Raw genomic sequence first — 17,548 nt, 5'->3', positions numbered from 1 at the left:
GCACCGCGCTGGATGACCGCTGAAAAGAAACTGGGGCCGGGTTTGGTGCTGGCCACGCTGGGCGCGATCGCATTCAGCGGCAAGGCGATCATCGTCAAGCTGGCTTACCGGCACGGGGTGGATGCGGTCACGCTCATCATGCTGCGCATGCTGTTCGCACTGCCGCTGTTCCTGGTCATGGCCTGGTGGGCCGGGCGCGGCAAGCCGCCGCTCACGCGGCGCGATGGGCTGGGCGTGCTGGGGCTGGGCGTGTCGGGCTACTACCTCGCGAGTTTTCTGGACTTTGCCGGGCTGGCCTACATCTCGGCGAGCCTGGAGCGGCTCATCCTTTATCTCAACCCGACGCTGGTGCTGATCTTCGGCTGGCTGGCGTACCGCCGTCGCGTCACGCGCTGGCAACTGGCGGGCATGGCGATCAGCTATGCGGGCGTGCTGCTGGTGTTCGGCCACGAGTTGCAGGTGGGCCAAACCGCGCAGGCGGCCTGGGGCACGTTGCTGGTCTTCCTGAGCGCGGTGAGCTATGCCGTGTACCTGGTGGCCAGTGGGGAGTTCGTCCGTCGACTCGGCTCGCTGCGGCTCGTGGGCCTGGCCACCAGCGTGGCCTGCGTGCTGTGCATCGCGCAGTTCCTGCTGCTGCGCCCGGTCGGCCTGCTGGCGACACTGGCACCCGAGGTCATCTGGCTGTCGGTGCTCAATGCCACGGTGTGCACGGCACTGCCGGTGCTCGCGGTGATGATGGCCATCGAGCGCATCGGCGCACCGATGGCGGCGCAGACCGGCATGGTCGGGCCGATGTCGACCATTCTGATGGGTGTGGTGATCCTGGGGGAACCGTTCACGGCCTGGGTGGCAGCGGGTACCGTGCTCGTCATTGCTGGAATTTTTGTCTTTACACGAACTGGGCGTTGAGCCCCGGAGAACGAACATGGATCTCGGAATTGCAGGCAAGACCGCCCTGGTGTGCGGTGCGAGCAAGGGCCTGGGCCTGGGTTGCGCCGACGCGCTGGTGCGCGAAGGCGTGAACGTGGTGATCGTCGCGCGCGGCGCCGAGGTGCTCGCCGCCGCGGCCGAACGCCTGTCGCAGGTGGCCGCCGGCGTGACTGGCACGCCGTTCGTCAAGCACGTCGCGGCCGACATCACGACGCCAGAGGGCCGCGCGGCCGCATTCGCCGCGCATGCCGACTACGACATCGTCGTGACCAACGCGGGCGGTCCGCCGCCGGGCGACTTCCGCGACTGGGACCGTGAGGCCTGGATCAAGGCGGTCGACGCCAACATGCTCACGCCGATCGAACTGATCAAGGCCACGGTCGACGGCATGGCCGCACGCGGCTACGGCCGCATCGTGAACATCACGTCGAGTTCGGTGAAGTCGCCCATCGACATCCTGGGCCTGTCGAACGGCGCGCGCAGCGGCCTGACGGGTTTTGTTGCGGGCGTGGCGCGCACTTCGATTGCCGCCAAGGGCGTGACCATCAACAACCTGCTGCCGGGTGCGTTCGACACCGATCGCCTCAAGGGCACGATGGCCGGCACGGCCAAGAAGTCGGGCCAGGACGTGGAGGCCGTGCGCGCCGCGCGCCAGAAGGGCATTCCGGCCGGCCGCTTCGGCAGCCCGGAAGAGTTCGGCGCGGTCTGTGCCTTCCTGTGCAGCCTGCAGGCCGGCTACATCACCGGCCAGAACGTGCTCACCGACGGCGGTGCCTACCCCGGCACGTACTGAGTTCAGGGCCGGGGCGCCGGCCTGCACGAATGGCGAGGTCGTGGCACCATCGGCGGCGCCTCTGGCAACCCCCGCAAATCCCTGGAAGGACATTTCCTCATGAGCAAAGCCGTCCGCATCGAGCGCCATGGTGGCCCCGAAGAACTCAAGATCGTCGACGTGGAAGTCGGAGAACCCGGCCCCGGCGAGATCCGCATCCGCCACAAGGCCGTCGGCCTCAACTTCATCGACACCTACCAGCGCAGCGGGCTCTACCCGTTCGCGATGCCGCTGCAGCTCGGCATGGAAGCCTCGGGCATCGTCGAGTCGGTCGGCGAGGGTGTGACGCACCTGCAGCCCGGCGACCGTGCCGCCTATGCCAGCGGGCCGCCCGGTGCGTACAGCGAAGTGCGCGTGATGCCGGCCAAGACCGTGTGCAAGCTGCCCGACGCGATCTCCTTCGAGACCGGCGCGGCCATGATGCTCAAGGGCCTGACCGTGCAGTACCTGCTCAAGAAGACGCTGCCGGCCGAAGGCCTGCAACCGGGCGACTTCATCCTGTTCCATGCCGCGGCCGGCGGCGTCGGCCTGATCGCCTGCCAATGGGCCAAGGCGCTGGGCCTGCAGCTCATCGGCACGGCGGGCTCCGACGCCAAATGCCAACTGGCGCTCGACCATGGCGCGGCGCACGCGATCAACTACAGCACCGAGAACTTCGCTGAACGCGTGAAGGCCATCACCGGCGGCAAGGGCGTGAAGGTGGTCTACGACTCGGTCGGCAAGGACACCTACGAAGGCTCGATCGACTGCCTGCGCCCCTTTGGCCTGTTGGCGGTCTTCGGCAACGGTTCGGGCCCCACGCCGCCGATCAACCTGGGTCTGCTGGCATCGAAGGGGTCGCTCTACGTGACCCGCCCCACGCTGTTCACCCACATGTCCACGCGCGAGGCCACGCAGGCCATGGCCGACGACCTGTTCGCGGTGGTGCAGAGCGGCGCGGTGAAGATTCCGATCGCGCAGCGCTATGCGCTGGAAGACGTGCAGCAGGCGCACCGCGACCTCGAAGCACGCAAGACCACCGGCTGCACCATCCTCACGCTGTAGACGGCGACACTGTCTCGCGCACCAGCTGCCACACGCGCTGCGCGAGCGGCGAGGGCGCGCGGTTGCGCCGGTGCACGAGCATGATCGCGCGCTGCACACGGGGCAGCAACGGCAGCGCCACCAGGCCGCCCAGTCCTTCGGACGGCACGGCAAGCGCGGGCATGACGCTCAGGCCGATGCCCGCCTCGACCATGCGAAAGACGGTGGTCGGATGGCCGAGTTCCTGCGCCACGGGGCAGTGCGCGCCCTGCGCGCGCAGGGCGTCATCGATCAGGCGCCGGCTGCCCGACGCGTGGTCGAGCAGCACCAGCGCCGTGCCGTCGAGCGCCGACCAGCGCAGGCCCGTGCGCGCGGCCCACGGATGGCGCCGGGGCACGATCAGCACGAAAGGGTCGTCCAGGATGGATTCGCAATGCAGGTCGTCGCTCGCCGAAGGCTCGACGACCACGCCGAAGTCGACCTCGCCGCCGCGCACACGGTCGAGCACGTCCTGCTGGATGCGGTCGAGCAGCACCAGCTCGATGTCGGGTTCCTGCCGCGCGCAGGCTGCAATGCAGGCCGGCATGAGATTGGCCGACAGCGTGGGGCTGCTGGCCACACGCACCTTGCCGCGGCGCGCATTGCCCAGGTTCTTGACGTCGAGCAGCGCCTGATCGAGTTCCTCGAGCACGCGTTCGAGCCGCGCGGCGAGCGACTGGCCCGCTTCGGTCACCACCACTTCGCGCGTGGTGCGGTCCAGCAGCTTGAGCCCGAGCTGCGCCTCCAGCTCCAGGATGGCGCGGCTGACTGCCGGCTGCGTCAGCCCGACGGCGTCGCCGGCACGACTGAAATTGCGCGCCTGTGCGGCGGCGAGAAAGACGCGAAGCTGGCGCAGGCTGATATTCATGCAGAGAAATCATATATCTATCAGATAAATCCATTTCTCTTTTGAATCGCCTGCGGGTCCAATTCGCGCCATGGCTCGTTCACGCTTTCTCCCCGACAACTTCACGCTCGCCCTCGTCACCACCGTGGCGCTGGCGTCGCTCTTGCCCGCCAGCGGCAATGTGGCGCATTTCTTCGAACGGCTGACCAGCGTGGCGATCGGCCTGCTGTTCTTCCTGCACGGTGCCAAGCTCTCGCGCGAGGCGATCGTCGCGGGCGTCGGCCATTGGCGGTTGCACCTGCTGGTGCTGGCCAGCACGTTCGTGATGTTCCCGTTGCTCGGCTGGGCGCTCAAGCCCGTGCTGTCGCCGCTGGTCACACCAGCGCTCTACACCGGCGTGCTGTACCTGTGCGTGCTGCCTGCCACGGTGCAGTCGGCCATCGCCTTCACCTCGATGGCGCGCGGCAACGTGCCGGCAGCCATCTGCAGCGCCTCCGTGTCGACGTTGCTGGGCGTGTTCGTCACGCCGCTGCTGGTCAATCTGGTGGTCACGCCGGGCGTGAGTGCGGCGTCGTCCTTCGACGCGATCGGCAGCATCCTGCTGCAGCTGATGGCGCCCTTCGTGGCGGGGCACCTCATGCGCCCCCTGATCGGGGGCTGGGTCAAGCGCCACGCCGCCATGCTCACGCTGGTCGATCGCGGCTCGATCCTGCTGGTGGTCTACACGGCCTTCAGTGCGGCCGTGATCGAGGGCCTCTGGAAGCAGGTGCCCCTGGGTTCGCTGTTCGGCCTGGTGCTGGTGTGCGCGGTGATCCTTGCACTGGCGCTCGGGTTCACCACCCTGGTGGCACGCAAGCTCGGTTTCAGCAAGGCCGACGAGATCACCATCGTGTTCTGCGGCTCCAAGAAGAGCCTGGCCAGCGGCATCCCGATGGCCCATGTGCTGTTCGCATCGTCGGCGGTCGGCGCCATCGTGTTGCCGGTGATGCTGTTCCACCAGATGCAGTTGATGGTCTGTGCGGTGCTGGCACAGCGCTATGCGCGGCGACCGCTGGAAACCCTGCCTGGTGATGCGCCCGATGCGCCCTCGGCGGCCGTGCAAAGTCCGCCAGCCAAGGTCACGGCCCGCTGAGCCGCAGGCGCACCGTCAGGGCCTGTCGTCGACGACGGTGGGCGTCAGGTGCGCCTCGCGCAGCCGGCTTGGCGCCAGTGCGCCGGCCGAATCGAGGATCGGGTAGGCGATCGAGCAGATGTGCGAGTTGATGCGCTTCAGGTCGCTGATCAGGTCGATGTGCAGCGAGCTGGTTTCCATGCTCGTCGCCGTGCGGTCCATCAGGCGAAAGAGGTGGGTGCTGGCATAGGCACGCTCCAGGTCGCGAAAGCGCGCCTTTTCCTCCAGCAGCTTCTGCGCGTCGCGCACATTGCCGTTCAGGAACACGCTCATGCCCAGGCGAAGGTTGGCCACCAGGCGCTCGTGCAGCTCGACGATCTCTGCCATGCCCGCTTCCGAGAAGTTGCGCTGCGGCTTGATCTTCTTGTCCTCGATGTCGATGATCACCCGTTCGATGATGTCGCCGACCTGCTCCATGTTGATGGTGAAGCTGATGATGTCGGTCCAGCGCTTGCTCTCTTCCTCGCCCAGCGCCTCGCGCGAGATCTTGGTGAGGTAGTACTTGATGTCCGAATAGAGCCGGTCGACCTTGTCGTCGAGCTTGCGCAGCTCGTTGGCCAGGGCCAGGTCGTTGTTGCGGATCACCGAGAGCATGCCGATGAGCATGGTCTCCACCACGTCGGCCTGGTGCAGTGCCTCGCGCGCCGCGTTGGAGATGGCCAGCGAGGGCGTGGACAGCGCCGACGGGTCCAGATGCTGCGGACGGGTGGTCGAAGGCGGCTTCTGCGGCACCGGCAGCAGGCGGCGCACCAGCGTGGCGACCCAGCCGGTCAGCCCGATGAAGCCCACGCTCACGATCACGTTGAAGGCCAGGTGGTAGAGCACCACCAGTTGCGTGGCATCGGTGACATGGGGGCGCATGTACTTCAGGTAGACGCCCACGAAGGGCGCGGCCACGGCCACGCCGAGCAGCTTGAAGAGCAGGTTGCCCAGCGTGACCTGGCGCACTGCGATGTCGGCCTTGGCCGTGGTCAGCACGGCCAGCACGCCGCTGCCCAGGTTGGCGCCCAGCACCAGGCCCAGCGCCACGTCCAGCGGCACCACGGCGGACGTGCCCATGGCCGCGACCAGCAGCACCACCGCCAGGCTCGAATACGCCACCACGGCCAGCATGGCACCGATGGTGATCTCCAGCAGCACGTCGCTGTTGATCGACATCAGCACGGCGCGCATGGCCTCCGACTCGAACAGCGGGCCAGTGGCCTGCACCACCAGCTGCAGGGCGAGCAGCATGAGTCCCAGGCCGATCAGCACGCGGCCGAAGCGGCCCGCCGCGCGCTCGGGACGCGTGATCGACAGCACCACGCCGACGAAGATGAACAGCGGCGACAGCCAGGACAGGTCGGTGGAGAACAGCACCGACATCAGTGCCGTGCCCACATCGGCCCCACGCATCACGGCCAGCGCTGCGGGCAGCGTGATGAGGCCCTGGCCCACGAAGGACGAGGTCATCAGCGAGGTGGCCGTGCTCGACTGCACCAGCGCCGTCACGCCGATGCCCGACAGGGCCGCCGTGAAGCGGTTGCGCATGCTGCGTGCGAGCAGGGTGCGCAGGTTGCCACCGAACACGCGCAGGACGCCGGTACGGACCAGGTGAGTGCCCCAGACGAGGAGTGCGACTGCTGCCAGCAGGTTCAGCAGGTGTTTCATGGGCGGCGTGCGACTTTCTAAGCTTCTGTGCGAGTCCCGATGGTCGGCGGCGTCGGCACGGCCATGCGCAGCCGATCGCCATCGGGATCAGTCAATGAGAGCCCCATTCTCGTGGAAAGGAAAAGGCCCCTCGAAATCGCCCGAGGCCGCCAGGTGCGTGACCAGCCGCTGCCCGTCCCAGGCATGCACCCGGAAGCCGGGTGGTTCGAGCATCCACGCGGACGGCGCGGCCGGGTCGAGGTCGAGCGCCACCTGGTGGCCCGGTGCCGGCGAGGTCGACGCGAGGGTGCCGCCGAAGCGCACGTCGATGGCGCGGTGCAGGTGGCCGCAGATCACGCGTTCGACGTTCGGATGGCGGGCGACCAGCGCCTCCAGTTCGGCCGCGCCTTCGAGCAGGCCGATGTCGTCCATGTGGCCGATCAGCGTGCGGAAGGGCGGATGGTGCATGGCGATGACAACCGGCTCGTGGCTGCACGCATCGAGCTGCGCGGCGAGCCAGTCGAGGCGCTCGGCATCGAGCGTGCCGTGGCTGTGGCCCGGCACGCAGGTGTCGAGCGTGAGCAGCCGGAGGCCGCCGACCTTCACGCTGTACTGCACGAAGGTGCCTGCATCGCCCAGGTAGCTGTGCGTCGGAAAACTGCGACGCAACTGGTCGCGGTCGTCGTGGTTGCCCGGCATCAGGTAGATCGGCATGGCCAGCGGCGCCAGCAGCTCGGCCATGTGCGCGTACTCGGCCGCGCGGCCGAAGTCGCTCAGGTCGCCGGTGATGACGACCGCGTCGGGTGCCTGCCGCAGGCGCAGCACGCTCTTCACGGCACGCTTGAGGTACGGCGCGGTGTCGATGCGGCCATACGCCAGCCGGCCGGGTTCGCGAATGTGGAGGTCGGTGAGTTGAACGAGAAGGCTAGTGGTCATGCGGCGACCTCCTCCTGCGAGGTCATGAAGCGGTCGGGCTCGGCGCGGATGCCGATGGTGTCACCAGCCTGGAAGGGTGTGTCGCGCACGGCGTCGGCCAGCAGGCCGGGTTGATCGGCGAGGCTCAGGCGCAGCTGCACGCGGTCGCCGAGGAAGGTGCGTTGCTCGACCCGGGCCGTGCCCCAGCCCGGCTCACCCGCAGGGCCGATCCGGATGTCTTCGGGGCGCAGCAGCAGGGTCGGGTGGTGCATCCAGTCCGGTGGGCATGCAATGGCCGTGCCGCCGAAGGGCACCACGCCCTGGGCGATGGCTTCCGGCGTGCGTTCGAGCCGGTTCACCCGGCCCAGGAACTCCGCCACGAAGGGATGGCTCGGCGCGCGGTACAGGTCTTCGCCGCGGCCGATCTGCACGATGCGGCCGGCCCGCATCACGGCCAGCCGGTCGGCGATGGCCATGGCTTCCTGCTGGTCGTGCGTGACGTGCACGGCCGTGATGTGCAGCCGGCGCAGCAGCTCGGCGAGCTCGTCGCGCAGCGACTCCTTGAGCTTGGCATCGAGCGCGGCCAGCGGTTCGTCGAGCAGCAGCACGCGCGGGCGCACGGCCACCGCGCGCGCCAGGGCCACGCGCTGCCGCTGGCCACCGGAGAGTTCGCTGGGCCGCTTGCTCTCCAGGCCGGTGAGGCGCGTGAGGTCGACCAGCTCGCCGACCACGCGCTTCTCTTCGGACGCTGCGACGCCGCGGATGCGCAGGCCGTAGCCGATGTTGGCCGCCACGCTCATCTGCGGGAACAGCGCGTAGCTCTGGAACACCATGCCCACGCCGCGCTGCTCGACCGGCTTGTGCGTGACGTCCTGGTCGCCGAAGCGGATGCGGCCGCCGTCGTCGAGCGTCTCCAACCCCGCGATCAGGCGCAGCAGCGTGGTCTTGCCGCAGCCCGAGGGGCCGAGCAGCGCGAGCACTTCGCCCGGCTCCACGTGCAGGTTCGTCGGCTGCAGGCCGCGCGTGCCGTCGGCGTAGGTTTTGGCGACGTTGTCGATGTCGACGGGGATGCGTTCAAGTTCCATGGCGTTTCTGCAGGAGATGGGCGAGGGACTGCAAGCCCCACAGCACCGGGAGGATGACGATGAAGAAGACCAGCGTGTAGGCCGAGCCCACTTCCAGCCGCATCGAGGCGTAGCTGTCGGCCAGGCCGACGGGCAGCGTGCGCGTGAGCGGCGTGTGCAGCATCCAGGTCAGGTTGAATTCGCCGACCGAGAGCGTGAAGACCATCAGGCTGCCCGCCACGATGGCAGGGAACACGGCGGGCACCAGGATGCCCATGAAGCGCTGGCGGAAGCTCGCGCCCAGCGTGCGCGCCGCTTCTTCCAGCGCGACGAGGTCATGGCGTTGGAAGGCCGAGGCCATGGTGCGCACCATGAAGGGCAGCGTGAAGATGATGTGCCCGACCAGGATGAAGGCGAAGCTCTGGCGGAAGGCGCTGATCTGTCCGTAGGCCAGGATCAATGCCAGCGCCGTGGCCAGGCCGGGCACCGCGACCGGCAGCGTCAGCAGCTCCTCGAAGATGCGCGCGGCGCGCGAGCGGCTGCGGGCCAGCGCGTAGGCGCACGGCACGCCGAGCACGATGGTGCCCGCGACGCAGACCAGCGCCAACGCGAGCGACCAGCCGACGGTGCCGCCGTAGACCTCCCAGACCTCGCCGAGCCAGCGCGTGGTGAGGCCGCTCTTCAAGCCGACGCTGTAGTTGTTGACCAGGCCGGCCATCACCGACAGCAGCATCGGCGAGATCATGAAGACGCTGACGATTGCCGTGATCGCGAAGAGGAAGGGCGCCTTGGTGGTTGTGTGGGTTCGCATGCGTCCTCCGTTCAGCGCACCGCAGGGCTACCGCCAAAGTGGCGTGCCAGAAAGAGCACCAGCCAGGTGACCACGCCCAGCGCGATCGATAGCGACGCGGCCAGCGCGAAGTTGGCGTAGTTGGTGAACTCGTTGTAGATCGTGATCGGGATCACCTCGAACTTGCTCGCCAGCGTGAAGGCCGTGCCGAAGGCGCCCATCGAGGTCGCGAACAGGATCGCGCCGCACGCGAGCGTGGTCGGCGCCAGCTCGGGCAGCCACACGTCGCGCACCACCCGCAGCCGCGAGGCGCCGAGCGAACGCGCGGCTTCCTCCAGCTGCAGGTTCATCGATTCGGCCGCCGCCGCATAGGTCGCGATGGCGCGTGGCAGCGAGAAGTACAGGTAGGCGAGGAACAGGCCGAGCAGGCCGTACGCAAAGGTGATGCGTTCACCCACCAGCGCGTCGGACAGGTCGGCCACCAGGCCCTGCCGGCCGCCCAGCAGGATCACGAAGAAGCCGATGATCACGCCGGGAAAGGACAACGGCAGCGTGAGCAGCGACAGCAGCACGCGCTTGCCGACGAAGTCGCGCCGCGCGAGGTAGACGCCGACCGCGCCGCCGAGGACCAGCGTGGCCAGTGTCACGCCCAGCGACAGCAGCACCGTGTTGAGCATGCTCTGGAGGTAGCGGCTGTCGGTGAGCACGGCGAAGTAGGTGGCCCAGCCCTTGTCCGCCGGCAGCGCCAGCAGGCGCAGCACCGGCAGCAGCCAGAACATCAGGAAGAAGGCGGCGGCCGGCGCTGCGCAGCCGAGCAGCAGCCAGCGCTGGCCGGACTTCAACGCACGTCCTTCAGGTAGCTGTCGGAGAAGGCGCGCTGCGCGGCGGCCATGCGGCCGTAGTCGACCGTCTTGGCGCGCTTGTACTCGGCGGCGGGCAGGAACTGGGCCTCGACGTCCTTGGGCATCGCGCCGGCACGCACCGGGCGCAGATAGGCCTTGGCCCAGATCGCCTGGCCTTCGTCGGACAGCACGAAGTCGAGCACCTTCTTGGCATCGGCCGCGTGCGGCGCGTTGGCCACCATGCTCATCACGTAGGGCACGACGACGGTGCCTTCGGTCGGGATCACGAAGGCGACGTTGGCCTTGTCCTTGTACTTGGCGCGGTAGGCGTTGAAGTCGTAGTCCAGCAGGATCGCGATCTCGCCGGACAGCACGCGCGCGTACGAGGTCTGCTTGGGCACGATAGGTTCGTTCTTCTGCAGCGCCTTGAAGTAGTCGATGGCCGGGCCGAAGTTGTCAAGGGTGCCACCGCGCGCTTCATTGACCGCCACCGCGCCGACGTAGCCGACGAAGGCCGAGGCCGGGTCGAGGTAGCCGATCAGGCCCTTGTACTCGGGCTTGAGCAGGTCGGCCCACGACTTCGGGATCGGCTTGCCCTTGAGTGCGTCGACGTTCACCATGAAGCCGAGCGTGCCGGAGTGGATCGTGAACCAATGACCGGCCGGGTCCTTCAGGCCGTCGGGGATGTCCTTCCAGTTGGCGGGCTGGTAAGGGGCGACCACGCCGTCCTTCTGCGCCTGGATGGCGAAGGTGACGCCGAGGTAGGTCATGTCGGCGACCGGGCTGGCTTTCTCGGCGATGAGCTGGGCCAGCGACTGGCCGGAGTTCTTGTTGTCCGGCGGCACGGTGACGCCGGTCTTGGCCTTGATGGCGCGCAGTTGCGTGCCCCAGTCGGCCCATTCGGTCGGGCAGTTGTAGCAGATGGCAGTCTGCGCCATCGTGGCGCTGGCAGCGGCGAGGCCGACGGCCAGCACGCCGAGGCGGGCGATGCGTTTCAGGGTGAGGGACATGGAAAAAGCTCCTGGGTTGGAAGAGATCGTTGGGGGAAGGGGGAATCAGGTGGGCGCCGCCGCACACGACTCGCCTTCGCGGAAGGCGTGCGGCAGCAGCAGGCTGGCGTCGGCACGGGGCACGACGCCGTCGGCCAGCGCCTTGAGCAGCAGCTCGACGCTGTGGCGGCCGATGTCGTGGTTGGGCTGCATCACGGTGCTCAGCGCCGGCGTCAGGTCCTGGCCGAGCGCGATGCCGTCGAAGCCGACCACGGCCAGGTCCTGCGGCACGCGCAGGCCGTCGAGCGACGCGGCGCGGATGCTGCGGATGGCCAGCAGGTCGTTCGAGCAGAACAGGGCGGTGGGCCGCGGCGTCTCCGCAAGGTAGTGGCGAAGGGCGTCGACCGCGGTCTCGACGAAGGGCACCTCCAGCACCGGCGGCGCCGTCAGGCCGGCCGCGTCCATGCCCTGCAGGTAGCCACGGTAGCGCTGCTGCGCACGGTCGGACGCCGCCATGGTGCCGGTCACCATCGCGATGCGTCGATGGCCGAGCCGCACCAGCCGCGCCACCACGTCGGCCGAGGCGCCTTCGCTGTCGACCGAGACGCAGGGGTGCAACCCGTGCTTGTTGTAGGCCAGCACGTAGGGCACGGCGTTGGCCCGCAGGCGTTCGAGCGCCTGCGACGTCGTCGGGTTCGACACCACCAGGATCATCCCGTCGACGTTGCCGGCGAGCAGCTGGTTCACGGCGCGCTCTTCCTCTGCGAGCTGGTAGTCGGTGGTCACTGGGACGATCGCATAGCCACCGGCCGCCGCCGTCTGGGCGATGCCCTGCAGGCATTCGGCGAAGGTCGGGTTCAGCAGCGTGGGCAGCACGACCCCGAGCACGCGGCTGCGCTGGGTGCGCAGCGTGCGCGCGCTGGCGTTGGCGACATAGCCCAGCTCGGCGGCAACGCGTTCGACCAGCGCGCGGGTGGCCGGCGCCACCTTGTCGGGGAAGTTGAACGCGCGCGACACCGTGGCGACGGAGACGCCGGCGCGTCGGGCAACGATCTGGATGTTCATCGAGGGCATCGGGGCGGTTTCATGTAATCGATTACATTGGACCGCGTCAGTGTGACGCCCTGATGACCAAGAAAAAACCGCGTTAACCCTGGGAGGGCAACGCGGCTGTCGGTTCGGCGGAAGGCCGGGGCGCTACTTGCCGCGCCGCACGCGCCGGATCTCGTCGAGGATCAGGCAGATCGCGCCGATGGTGATGGCACTGTCGGCCACGTTGAAGGCCGGGAAGTGGCTGCTGCCCAGGTGGAAGTCGAGGAAGTCGACCACGTAGCCATGCATCATCCGGTCGACCACGTTACCGATGGCGCCGCCCAGGATGCAGGCCATCGCGAAGCTGAACAGCTTCTGGCCAGGGTGCGACTTCAGCATCCAGACGATGAACACCGCCGCGCCCACGCCGATGCCGGTGAACAGCCAGCGCTGCCAGCCCGAGTGGTCCGCCAGGAACGAGAAGGCCGCGCCGGTGTTGTGAGCCCGCACGATGTTGAAGAAGCCGGTGACGTAGGTCGCGTCGCCGAGCCGGTAGTAGCCGAGGATCAGCGTCTTGGTGAACTGGTCAAGGATGAACAGCACCAGCGACAGGCCGAGCCAGGGCCAGATGCCGGCGCCGGACGACGACAGCTTGCGGGTGGAGGCAGTGCGGGCCATTACGCGATGCTCCGCGCTTCGCCCGCGCCGTAGAGGTTGCTGGTGCAGCGGCCGCAGATCGTCGGGTGCGCCGGGTCGTGGCCGACATCGGCACGGTAGTGCCAGCAGCGTTCGCACTTGGTGTCGGTGCTGGGCTGAACGGTCGTGGCCAGCGCGTCGCCGGCCACCAGCGCGATGGCCGACGTGATGAGCACGAACTTGAGGTCGTCGCCCAGCGACGCGAGCAGCGCATGGTCGTCCGGCGTGGCCGTCAGAACCACGTTGGCCTGCAGCGACGCGCCGACCTGGCCGGCTGCGCGCAACGCCTCGATGTCCTTGTTGACCACGTCGCGCAACTCGCGGATGCGCGACCACTTGGCCAGCAGCGCCGCATCCGGCGTGCCCAGGTCGCTGTAGGTCTGCGTGAAGATCGAGTCACCCGGCTGGCCCGTGCCCACCAGCTTCCACGCCTCTTCGGCCGTGAAGCTGAGGAAAGGCGCCATCCAGCGCAGCATTGCCTGGGTGATGTGCCAGAGCGCGGTCTGCGCGCTGCGTCGCGCGTGGGAGCCGGGCGCGGTCGTGTAGAGCCGGTCCTTGAGCACATCGAGGTAGAAGCCACCGAGGTCTTCCGAGCAGTAGAGCTGCAGCTTGGCCACCACCGGATGGAACTCGTACACCTCGTAGTGGGCCAGGATCTCGGCCTGGAACTGCGCCGCGCGGCTGAGCGCGAAGCGGTCGATCTCGAGCATCTGTGCAAGCGGGACGGCATCCTTGGCGATGTCGAAGTCGCTGGTGTTCGCCAGCAGGAAGCGCAGCGTGTTGCGGATGCGGCGGTAGGCGTCGACCACGCGCGCGAGGATCTTGTCGTCGCCCGCGATGTCGCCCGAGTAATCGCTCGCGGCCACCCACAGGCGGATGATTTCGGCGCCGAGCTTCTTGCTGACCTCCTGCGGGTCGATGCCGTTGCCCAGCGACTTGCTCATCTTGCGGCCCTGGCTGTCGACCGTGAAGCCGTGCGTCAGCAGGCCGCGGTAGGGCGCACGGCCTTCGAGCGCCGAGGCCAGCAGCAGCGACGAGTGGAACCAGCCGCGGTGCTGGTCATGACCTTCGAGGTACAGGTCGGCTTCAGGGCCGGCGTCGTGGTGCACCGTGGGGTGCGTGCCGCGCAGCACGTGCCAGAAGGTCGAGCCCGAGTCGAACCACACCTCCAGGATGTCGGTGCTCTTGGTGTAGTTCGGCGCGTCTTCGGCGCCGAGGATCTCCTCGACGGTCACGCGGCTCCAGGCCTCGATCCCGCCCGCTTCCACGATGTCGGCGGCCTGGTCGAGGATCTCCATCGTGCGCGGGTGCAGCTCGCCCGAATCCTTGTGCAGGAAGAAGGGGATCGGCACGCCCCAGCTGCGCTGGCGCGAGATGCACCAGTCGGGCCGACCGGCGATCATGTCGTGCAGGCGTGCCTTGCCGTTTTCCGGATAGAAGCTCGTCTGTTCGATGGCGGCCAGCGCGGTCTGGCGCAGCGTCAGCGGCGCCTTGTCCTTGGTGAACACGCCTTCGCCCTCGTCCATGCGGATGAACCACTGCGCCGCAGCGCGGTAGATCACCGGCGTCTTGTGGCGCCAGCAGTGCGGGTAGCTGTGGGTGATTGTTTCGGTCGTCAGCAGCCGGCCCGCATCGCGCAGCGCTTCGATGACGACCGGCGCGGCCTTCCAGATGTGCTGGCCGCCGAACAGGGGCAGTTCGGCCGCGTACGTGCCGTTGCCCTGCACCGGGTTCAAAATGTCGTCGTAGGCGACGCCGTGGGCCACGCAGGAGTTGAAGTCTTCCACGCCGTAGGCCGGCGACGAGTGCACCAGCCCGGTACCGTCGGTGGCGGTCGCGTAGTCGGCCAGGTAGACGGGCGACAGGCGGCGGTAGCCGTAGACGCCCTGGGCGTCCTTCACGTCGTAGAGCGGATGCTCGAATTCCAGCCCGCCGAGCTTCTCGCCCTTGACCACGGCCAGCACGCGGCCGTCCAGTGCGTAGCGGTTCATGCACATCTCGACCAGCGACTCCGCCAGCACCAGCAGGCCGCGCTCGGTGTCGACCAGTGCGTAGTCGAGCTCGGGGTTCAGGTTCAGCGCCTGGTTGGCCGGCAGCGTCCAGGCGGTGGTGGTCCAGATGACGGCGAACGCATCCTTGGTCAGCAGCGGCAAGCCGAAGGCGGCAGCAAGCAGCGCTGGATCGTGCGCCTTGAAGGCCACGTCGAGGGTCTGCGACTTCTTGTCGGCGTACTCGATCTCGAACTCGGCCAACGACGAGCCACAGTCGAAGCACCAATACACGGGCTTCAGGCCGCGGTAGACGAAGCCGCGTTCGATCACGCGCTTGAACGCGCGCAGCTCGCCCGCTTCGTTGGCGAAGTCCATGGTCTTGTACGGATGGTCCCATTCGCCCAGTACGCCCAGGCGCTTGAAGTCGGCCATCTGCTGGGCGATCTGCTCGGTCGCGAACGCGCGGCTCTTGGCCTGCATGTCATCGCGGCTGAGGTTGCGGCCATGCTTTTTCTCGATGGCGTTCTCGATCGGCAGGCCGTGACAGTCCCAGCCGGGCACGTACAACGCGTCGAAGCCCTTGAGCTGGCGCGCCTTGGTGATCATGTCCTTGAGGATCTTGTTGACCGCATGACCCATGTGGATCTGGCCGTTGGCGTAGGGTGGCCCGTCATGCAGGATGAACTTGGGCGCACCCCGGCGGGCGTCGCGCAGGCGCTGGTAGCGGCCTTCGTCTTCCCATTCCTTGACCCATCCTGCCTCGCGCTTGGCCATGTCGCCGCGCATTGGAAAGGGGGTGTCGGGCAGGTTCAGGGTGGCGCGGTAATCGGTGCCGCCGTCGGTCTTGTTGTCAGCCATGGGAGTTCCGGATATCTGCGCTGCCTTGCAGCGCGAAGAATCGAAGTATGCGTGCGGCGCCGATCATGGCGACGCGGGACGCGAGAAGTGGCGAAGGAGCGGGATCGGCTTCCCGCCCTAAATTCGGTCGCGCGTGGTCTGACGTTGTGTTTCGGCGTGGGTGGAGGAGGCAAAGAAGGCACGTGCGTCGGCGCCATCCTTGGCGATGCCCGCGGTCAGGGCTTCGAGGCTGGTGTAGCGCAATTCGTCATGCAGTTTGTGCAGAAGTTCCACGTGGACGATTTTACCGTAGGCCCCTTCCTTGCCGAGTTCGGCGGGCCAATCGAGGCAATGCGTCTCCAGCAGCACGCGCCCGCCATTGACGTCATTGGCATCGAGTGAAGGGCGCACGCCCAGGTTGGCAACGCCCTGCAGCGGGTGGGCCGCCAGGCCATGCACCAGCACGGCAAAGATGCCGCTGGCGGCCGGTTTCCAGTGCTTGAAGCGCAGGTTGAGCGTGCGGAAACCGTCGTCGCGTCCGGGCGCGGAAGCCCCCAGCGCACGCCCCAGCTTGCGGCCGTGCACCACGTGGCCGGAGATGGCATAGGGCCTGCCGAGCAGGGTGTGGGCATCGGCCATGCGGCCCTCGGCAAGGGCGTCGCGCACCGCCGAACTGGACACGCGCAGGCCGCGCACCTCGTAGCTGTTCATGCGCGCCACGTCGAAACCGTGCTGCACACCGGCCTGGTCGAGCATGGCGTAGTCGCCTGCGCGCCGGGCGCCGAAGCGGAAGTCGTCACCGACGAGCACGTACCGCGCGCCCAGCCCTTCGAGGAGCACGTCGCGAATGAATTCTTCCGGCGTCTGTGCGGCCAGCCGCGCATCGAAGGGCAGCACCACCGTCTGCGCCACGCCGGCCGCGGCGAGTTCGCCGAGCTTGTCGCGCAGCGTGCCGATGCGCGCTGGCGCGAGCTCGGGCCGTTTGCTGGCCGCGGCGAAGTAGTCGCGCGGATGCGGCTCGAAGGTCAGCACGCAACTGGGCAGCCCGCGCTGGCGCGCCTCGGTCTGCAGCAGCGCCAGCATGGCCTGATGGCCCCGGTGCACGCCGTCGAAATTGCCAATGGTCAGGGCGCAGGCCGGAGCCACGCCCGGATGTCTGAACCCGCGGAAAACCTGCATGGATGGATCTAATTTTGATAGCGCTTGAAGCCCGCACGGCGGGCATGACAGGCCAATCTGTCACAAAGCCGGTATATTGTGACGCACTGCGTCGATGCATGGGCCCGCCGGGCGCTTGCAGCGGCCCTGGTCTTTCCGAATTTCTTCCCTGTTGTGAGGAGGCGAGTGGTGAAGGTCTTGAAGCTGTCGGCCCAAGGGCTGCCCCAATCGTGGATATCGCTTGAACAGGCGGTCACCCATTACGCCGCTGACGAGGTGCGCTGGGAGGTGGGGGTGCAGGTCGCGCTGTTTCGCGGTGGCCACAACTCGGTCACAGGGCGTCAGTCGCAGATTGCTGTCAACAGCATCATCGGAACAAAGGGCGTGCCGCGCATCAACCCGTTCGCCCAGCGCCCCGGCCTGACCAACAGCAAGCTGTTCGCACGCGACCGCAACGTGTGTGCCTATTGCGGCGGGCGCTTCCACGACGACGAGCTCACCCGCGAGCACATCATCCCGTTCGCCCAGCGCGGCATCGACACGTGGATGAACGTGGTCACGGCCTGCAAGCCGTGCAACCACCGCAAGAGCAGCCGCACGCCCGAGCAGGCCAACATGCCGCTGCTCTACACGCCCTACGTGCCCACGCTCTGGGAAGATTTCATTCTGCGCAACCGTCGCATCCTGGCCGACCAGATGGAGTTCTTGATGGCGCACCTGCCGCAGAGCTCCAGGCTTTACACCTGAGTGGTCTTGAAGCCGG

The 17,548-nt window shown here is 67.8% G+C and carries 16 protein-coding genes; 5 read left to right on the top strand and 11 right to left on the bottom strand.

Annotated elements, in window-relative coordinates; translation table 11 throughout:
- Positions 1-12: 12 nt before the first annotated feature.
- From J2W36_RS13750 to J2W36_RS13740, 3 genes are all read left to right on the top strand, one after another.
- Positions 13-909, top strand: coding sequence for a DMT family transporter (locus J2W36_RS13750; RefSeq protein ID WP_307690307.1), 897 nt, complete (start codon positions 13-15; stop codon positions 907-909).
- 16 nt (positions 910-925) lie between these two features.
- Positions 926-1,723: an SDR family oxidoreductase gene (locus J2W36_RS13745; RefSeq protein WP_307690306.1), complete on the top strand. Its 798-nt coding sequence runs from the start codon at positions 926-928 to the stop codon at positions 1,721-1,723.
- A 99-nt stretch (positions 1,724-1,822) separates the two neighbouring features.
- Positions 1,823-2,806 carry a quinone oxidoreductase family protein gene (locus J2W36_RS13740; protein ID WP_307690305.1) on the top strand — a complete coding sequence of 328 codons (984 nt, stop codon included), beginning with the start codon at positions 1,823-1,825 and terminating at the stop codon, positions 2,804-2,806.
- Here J2W36_RS13740 and J2W36_RS13735 read toward each other — a convergent pair.
- Positions 2,796-3,692 (bottom strand): LysR family transcriptional regulator, encoded by an 897-nt coding sequence (locus tag J2W36_RS13735; protein ID WP_307690304.1) that lies wholly within the window; start codon positions 3,690-3,692, stop codon positions 2,796-2,798. The two genes, J2W36_RS13740 and J2W36_RS13735, sit on opposite strands and share 11 nt — an antisense overlap.
- Positions 3,693-3,762: 70 nt before the next feature.
- Here J2W36_RS13735 and J2W36_RS13730 point away from each other — a divergent pair, with 70 nt between their 5' ends.
- Entirely contained in the window at positions 3,763-4,803 is a 1,041-nt protein-coding gene (locus J2W36_RS13730; RefSeq protein ID WP_307690303.1) for a bile acid:sodium symporter family protein, read from the top strand.
- Positions 4,804-4,818: 15 nt separating this feature from the next.
- Here J2W36_RS13730 and J2W36_RS13725 read toward each other — a convergent pair whose 3' ends face one another.
- From J2W36_RS13725 to J2W36_RS13680, 10 genes are all read right to left on the bottom strand, one after another.
- The gene (locus J2W36_RS13725; protein WP_307690302.1) at positions 4,819-6,492 is read right to left on the bottom strand and encodes a Na/Pi cotransporter family protein; all 1,674 of its coding nucleotides are present in this window, start codon (positions 6,490-6,492) and stop codon (positions 4,819-4,821) included.
- Between the two features lie 87 nt (positions 6,493-6,579).
- Positions 6,580-7,407, bottom strand: a complete 828-nt coding sequence (locus J2W36_RS13720; protein WP_307690301.1) for a phosphodiesterase — start codon at positions 7,405-7,407, stop codon at positions 6,580-6,582.
- Positions 7,404-8,471 (bottom strand): ABC transporter ATP-binding protein, encoded by a 1,068-nt coding sequence (locus tag J2W36_RS13715; RefSeq protein WP_307690300.1) that lies wholly within the window; start codon positions 8,469-8,471, stop codon positions 7,404-7,406. The genes J2W36_RS13720 and J2W36_RS13715 overlap by 4 nt, the downstream gene beginning before the upstream one ends.
- On the bottom strand, positions 8,461-9,261 hold the full coding sequence (locus J2W36_RS13710; protein WP_307690299.1) for an ABC transporter permease: 801 nt from the start codon (positions 9,259-9,261) through the stop codon (positions 8,461-8,463). Before J2W36_RS13710 ends, J2W36_RS13715 begins: the two co-directional genes overlap by 11 nt.
- Before the next feature lie 11 nt (positions 9,262-9,272).
- Positions 9,273-10,082 (bottom strand): ABC transporter permease, encoded by an 810-nt coding sequence (locus J2W36_RS13705; protein WP_307690298.1) that lies wholly within the window; start codon positions 10,080-10,082, stop codon positions 9,273-9,275.
- Positions 10,079-11,092, bottom strand: coding sequence for an ABC transporter substrate-binding protein (locus J2W36_RS13700; RefSeq protein WP_307690297.1), 1,014 nt, complete (start codon positions 11,090-11,092; stop codon positions 10,079-10,081). The genes J2W36_RS13705 and J2W36_RS13700 overlap by 4 nt, the downstream gene beginning before the upstream one ends.
- Positions 11,093-11,137: 45 nt before the next feature.
- Positions 11,138-12,136 (bottom strand): LacI family DNA-binding transcriptional regulator, encoded by a 999-nt coding sequence (locus J2W36_RS13695; RefSeq protein ID WP_307690503.1) that lies wholly within the window; start codon positions 12,134-12,136, stop codon positions 11,138-11,140.
- Positions 12,137-12,268: 132 nt separating this feature from the next.
- On the bottom strand, positions 12,269-12,781 hold the full coding sequence (lspA, locus tag J2W36_RS13690; protein WP_307690296.1) for a signal peptidase II: 513 nt from the start codon (positions 12,779-12,781) through the stop codon (positions 12,269-12,271).
- Complete coding sequence (gene ileS / locus J2W36_RS13685) at positions 12,781-15,648, bottom strand: isoleucine--tRNA ligase (protein WP_307690295.1); 2,868 nt, start codon at positions 15,646-15,648, stop codon at positions 12,781-12,783. The genes lspA and ileS overlap by 1 nt, the downstream gene beginning before the upstream one ends.
- Positions 15,649-15,765: 117 nt before the next feature.
- Positions 15,766-16,806, bottom strand: a complete 1,041-nt coding sequence (locus tag J2W36_RS13680; RefSeq protein ID WP_307690294.1) for a bifunctional riboflavin kinase/FAD synthetase — start codon at positions 16,804-16,806, stop codon at positions 15,766-15,768.
- A gap of 168 nt (positions 16,807-16,974) precedes the next feature.
- On the opposite strand from J2W36_RS13680, the gene J2W36_RS13675 reads away from it, so the two are divergent.
- Positions 16,975-17,532: an HNH endonuclease gene (locus J2W36_RS13675; RefSeq protein WP_307690293.1), complete on the top strand. Its 558-nt coding sequence runs from the start codon at positions 16,975-16,977 to the stop codon at positions 17,530-17,532.
- The last annotated feature ends 16 nt before the right edge of the window (positions 17,533-17,548 follow it).

The sequence above is a fragment of the Variovorax ginsengisoli genome (assembly GCF_030811835.1).
In the GTDB taxonomy this organism is placed as follows: Bacteria; Pseudomonadota; Gammaproteobacteria; order Burkholderiales; family Burkholderiaceae_C; genus Variovorax; species Variovorax ginsengisoli_C.
Note: the sequence above shows the minus strand (reverse complement) of the source record. Positions and strands in the feature narration are given on the sequence as shown.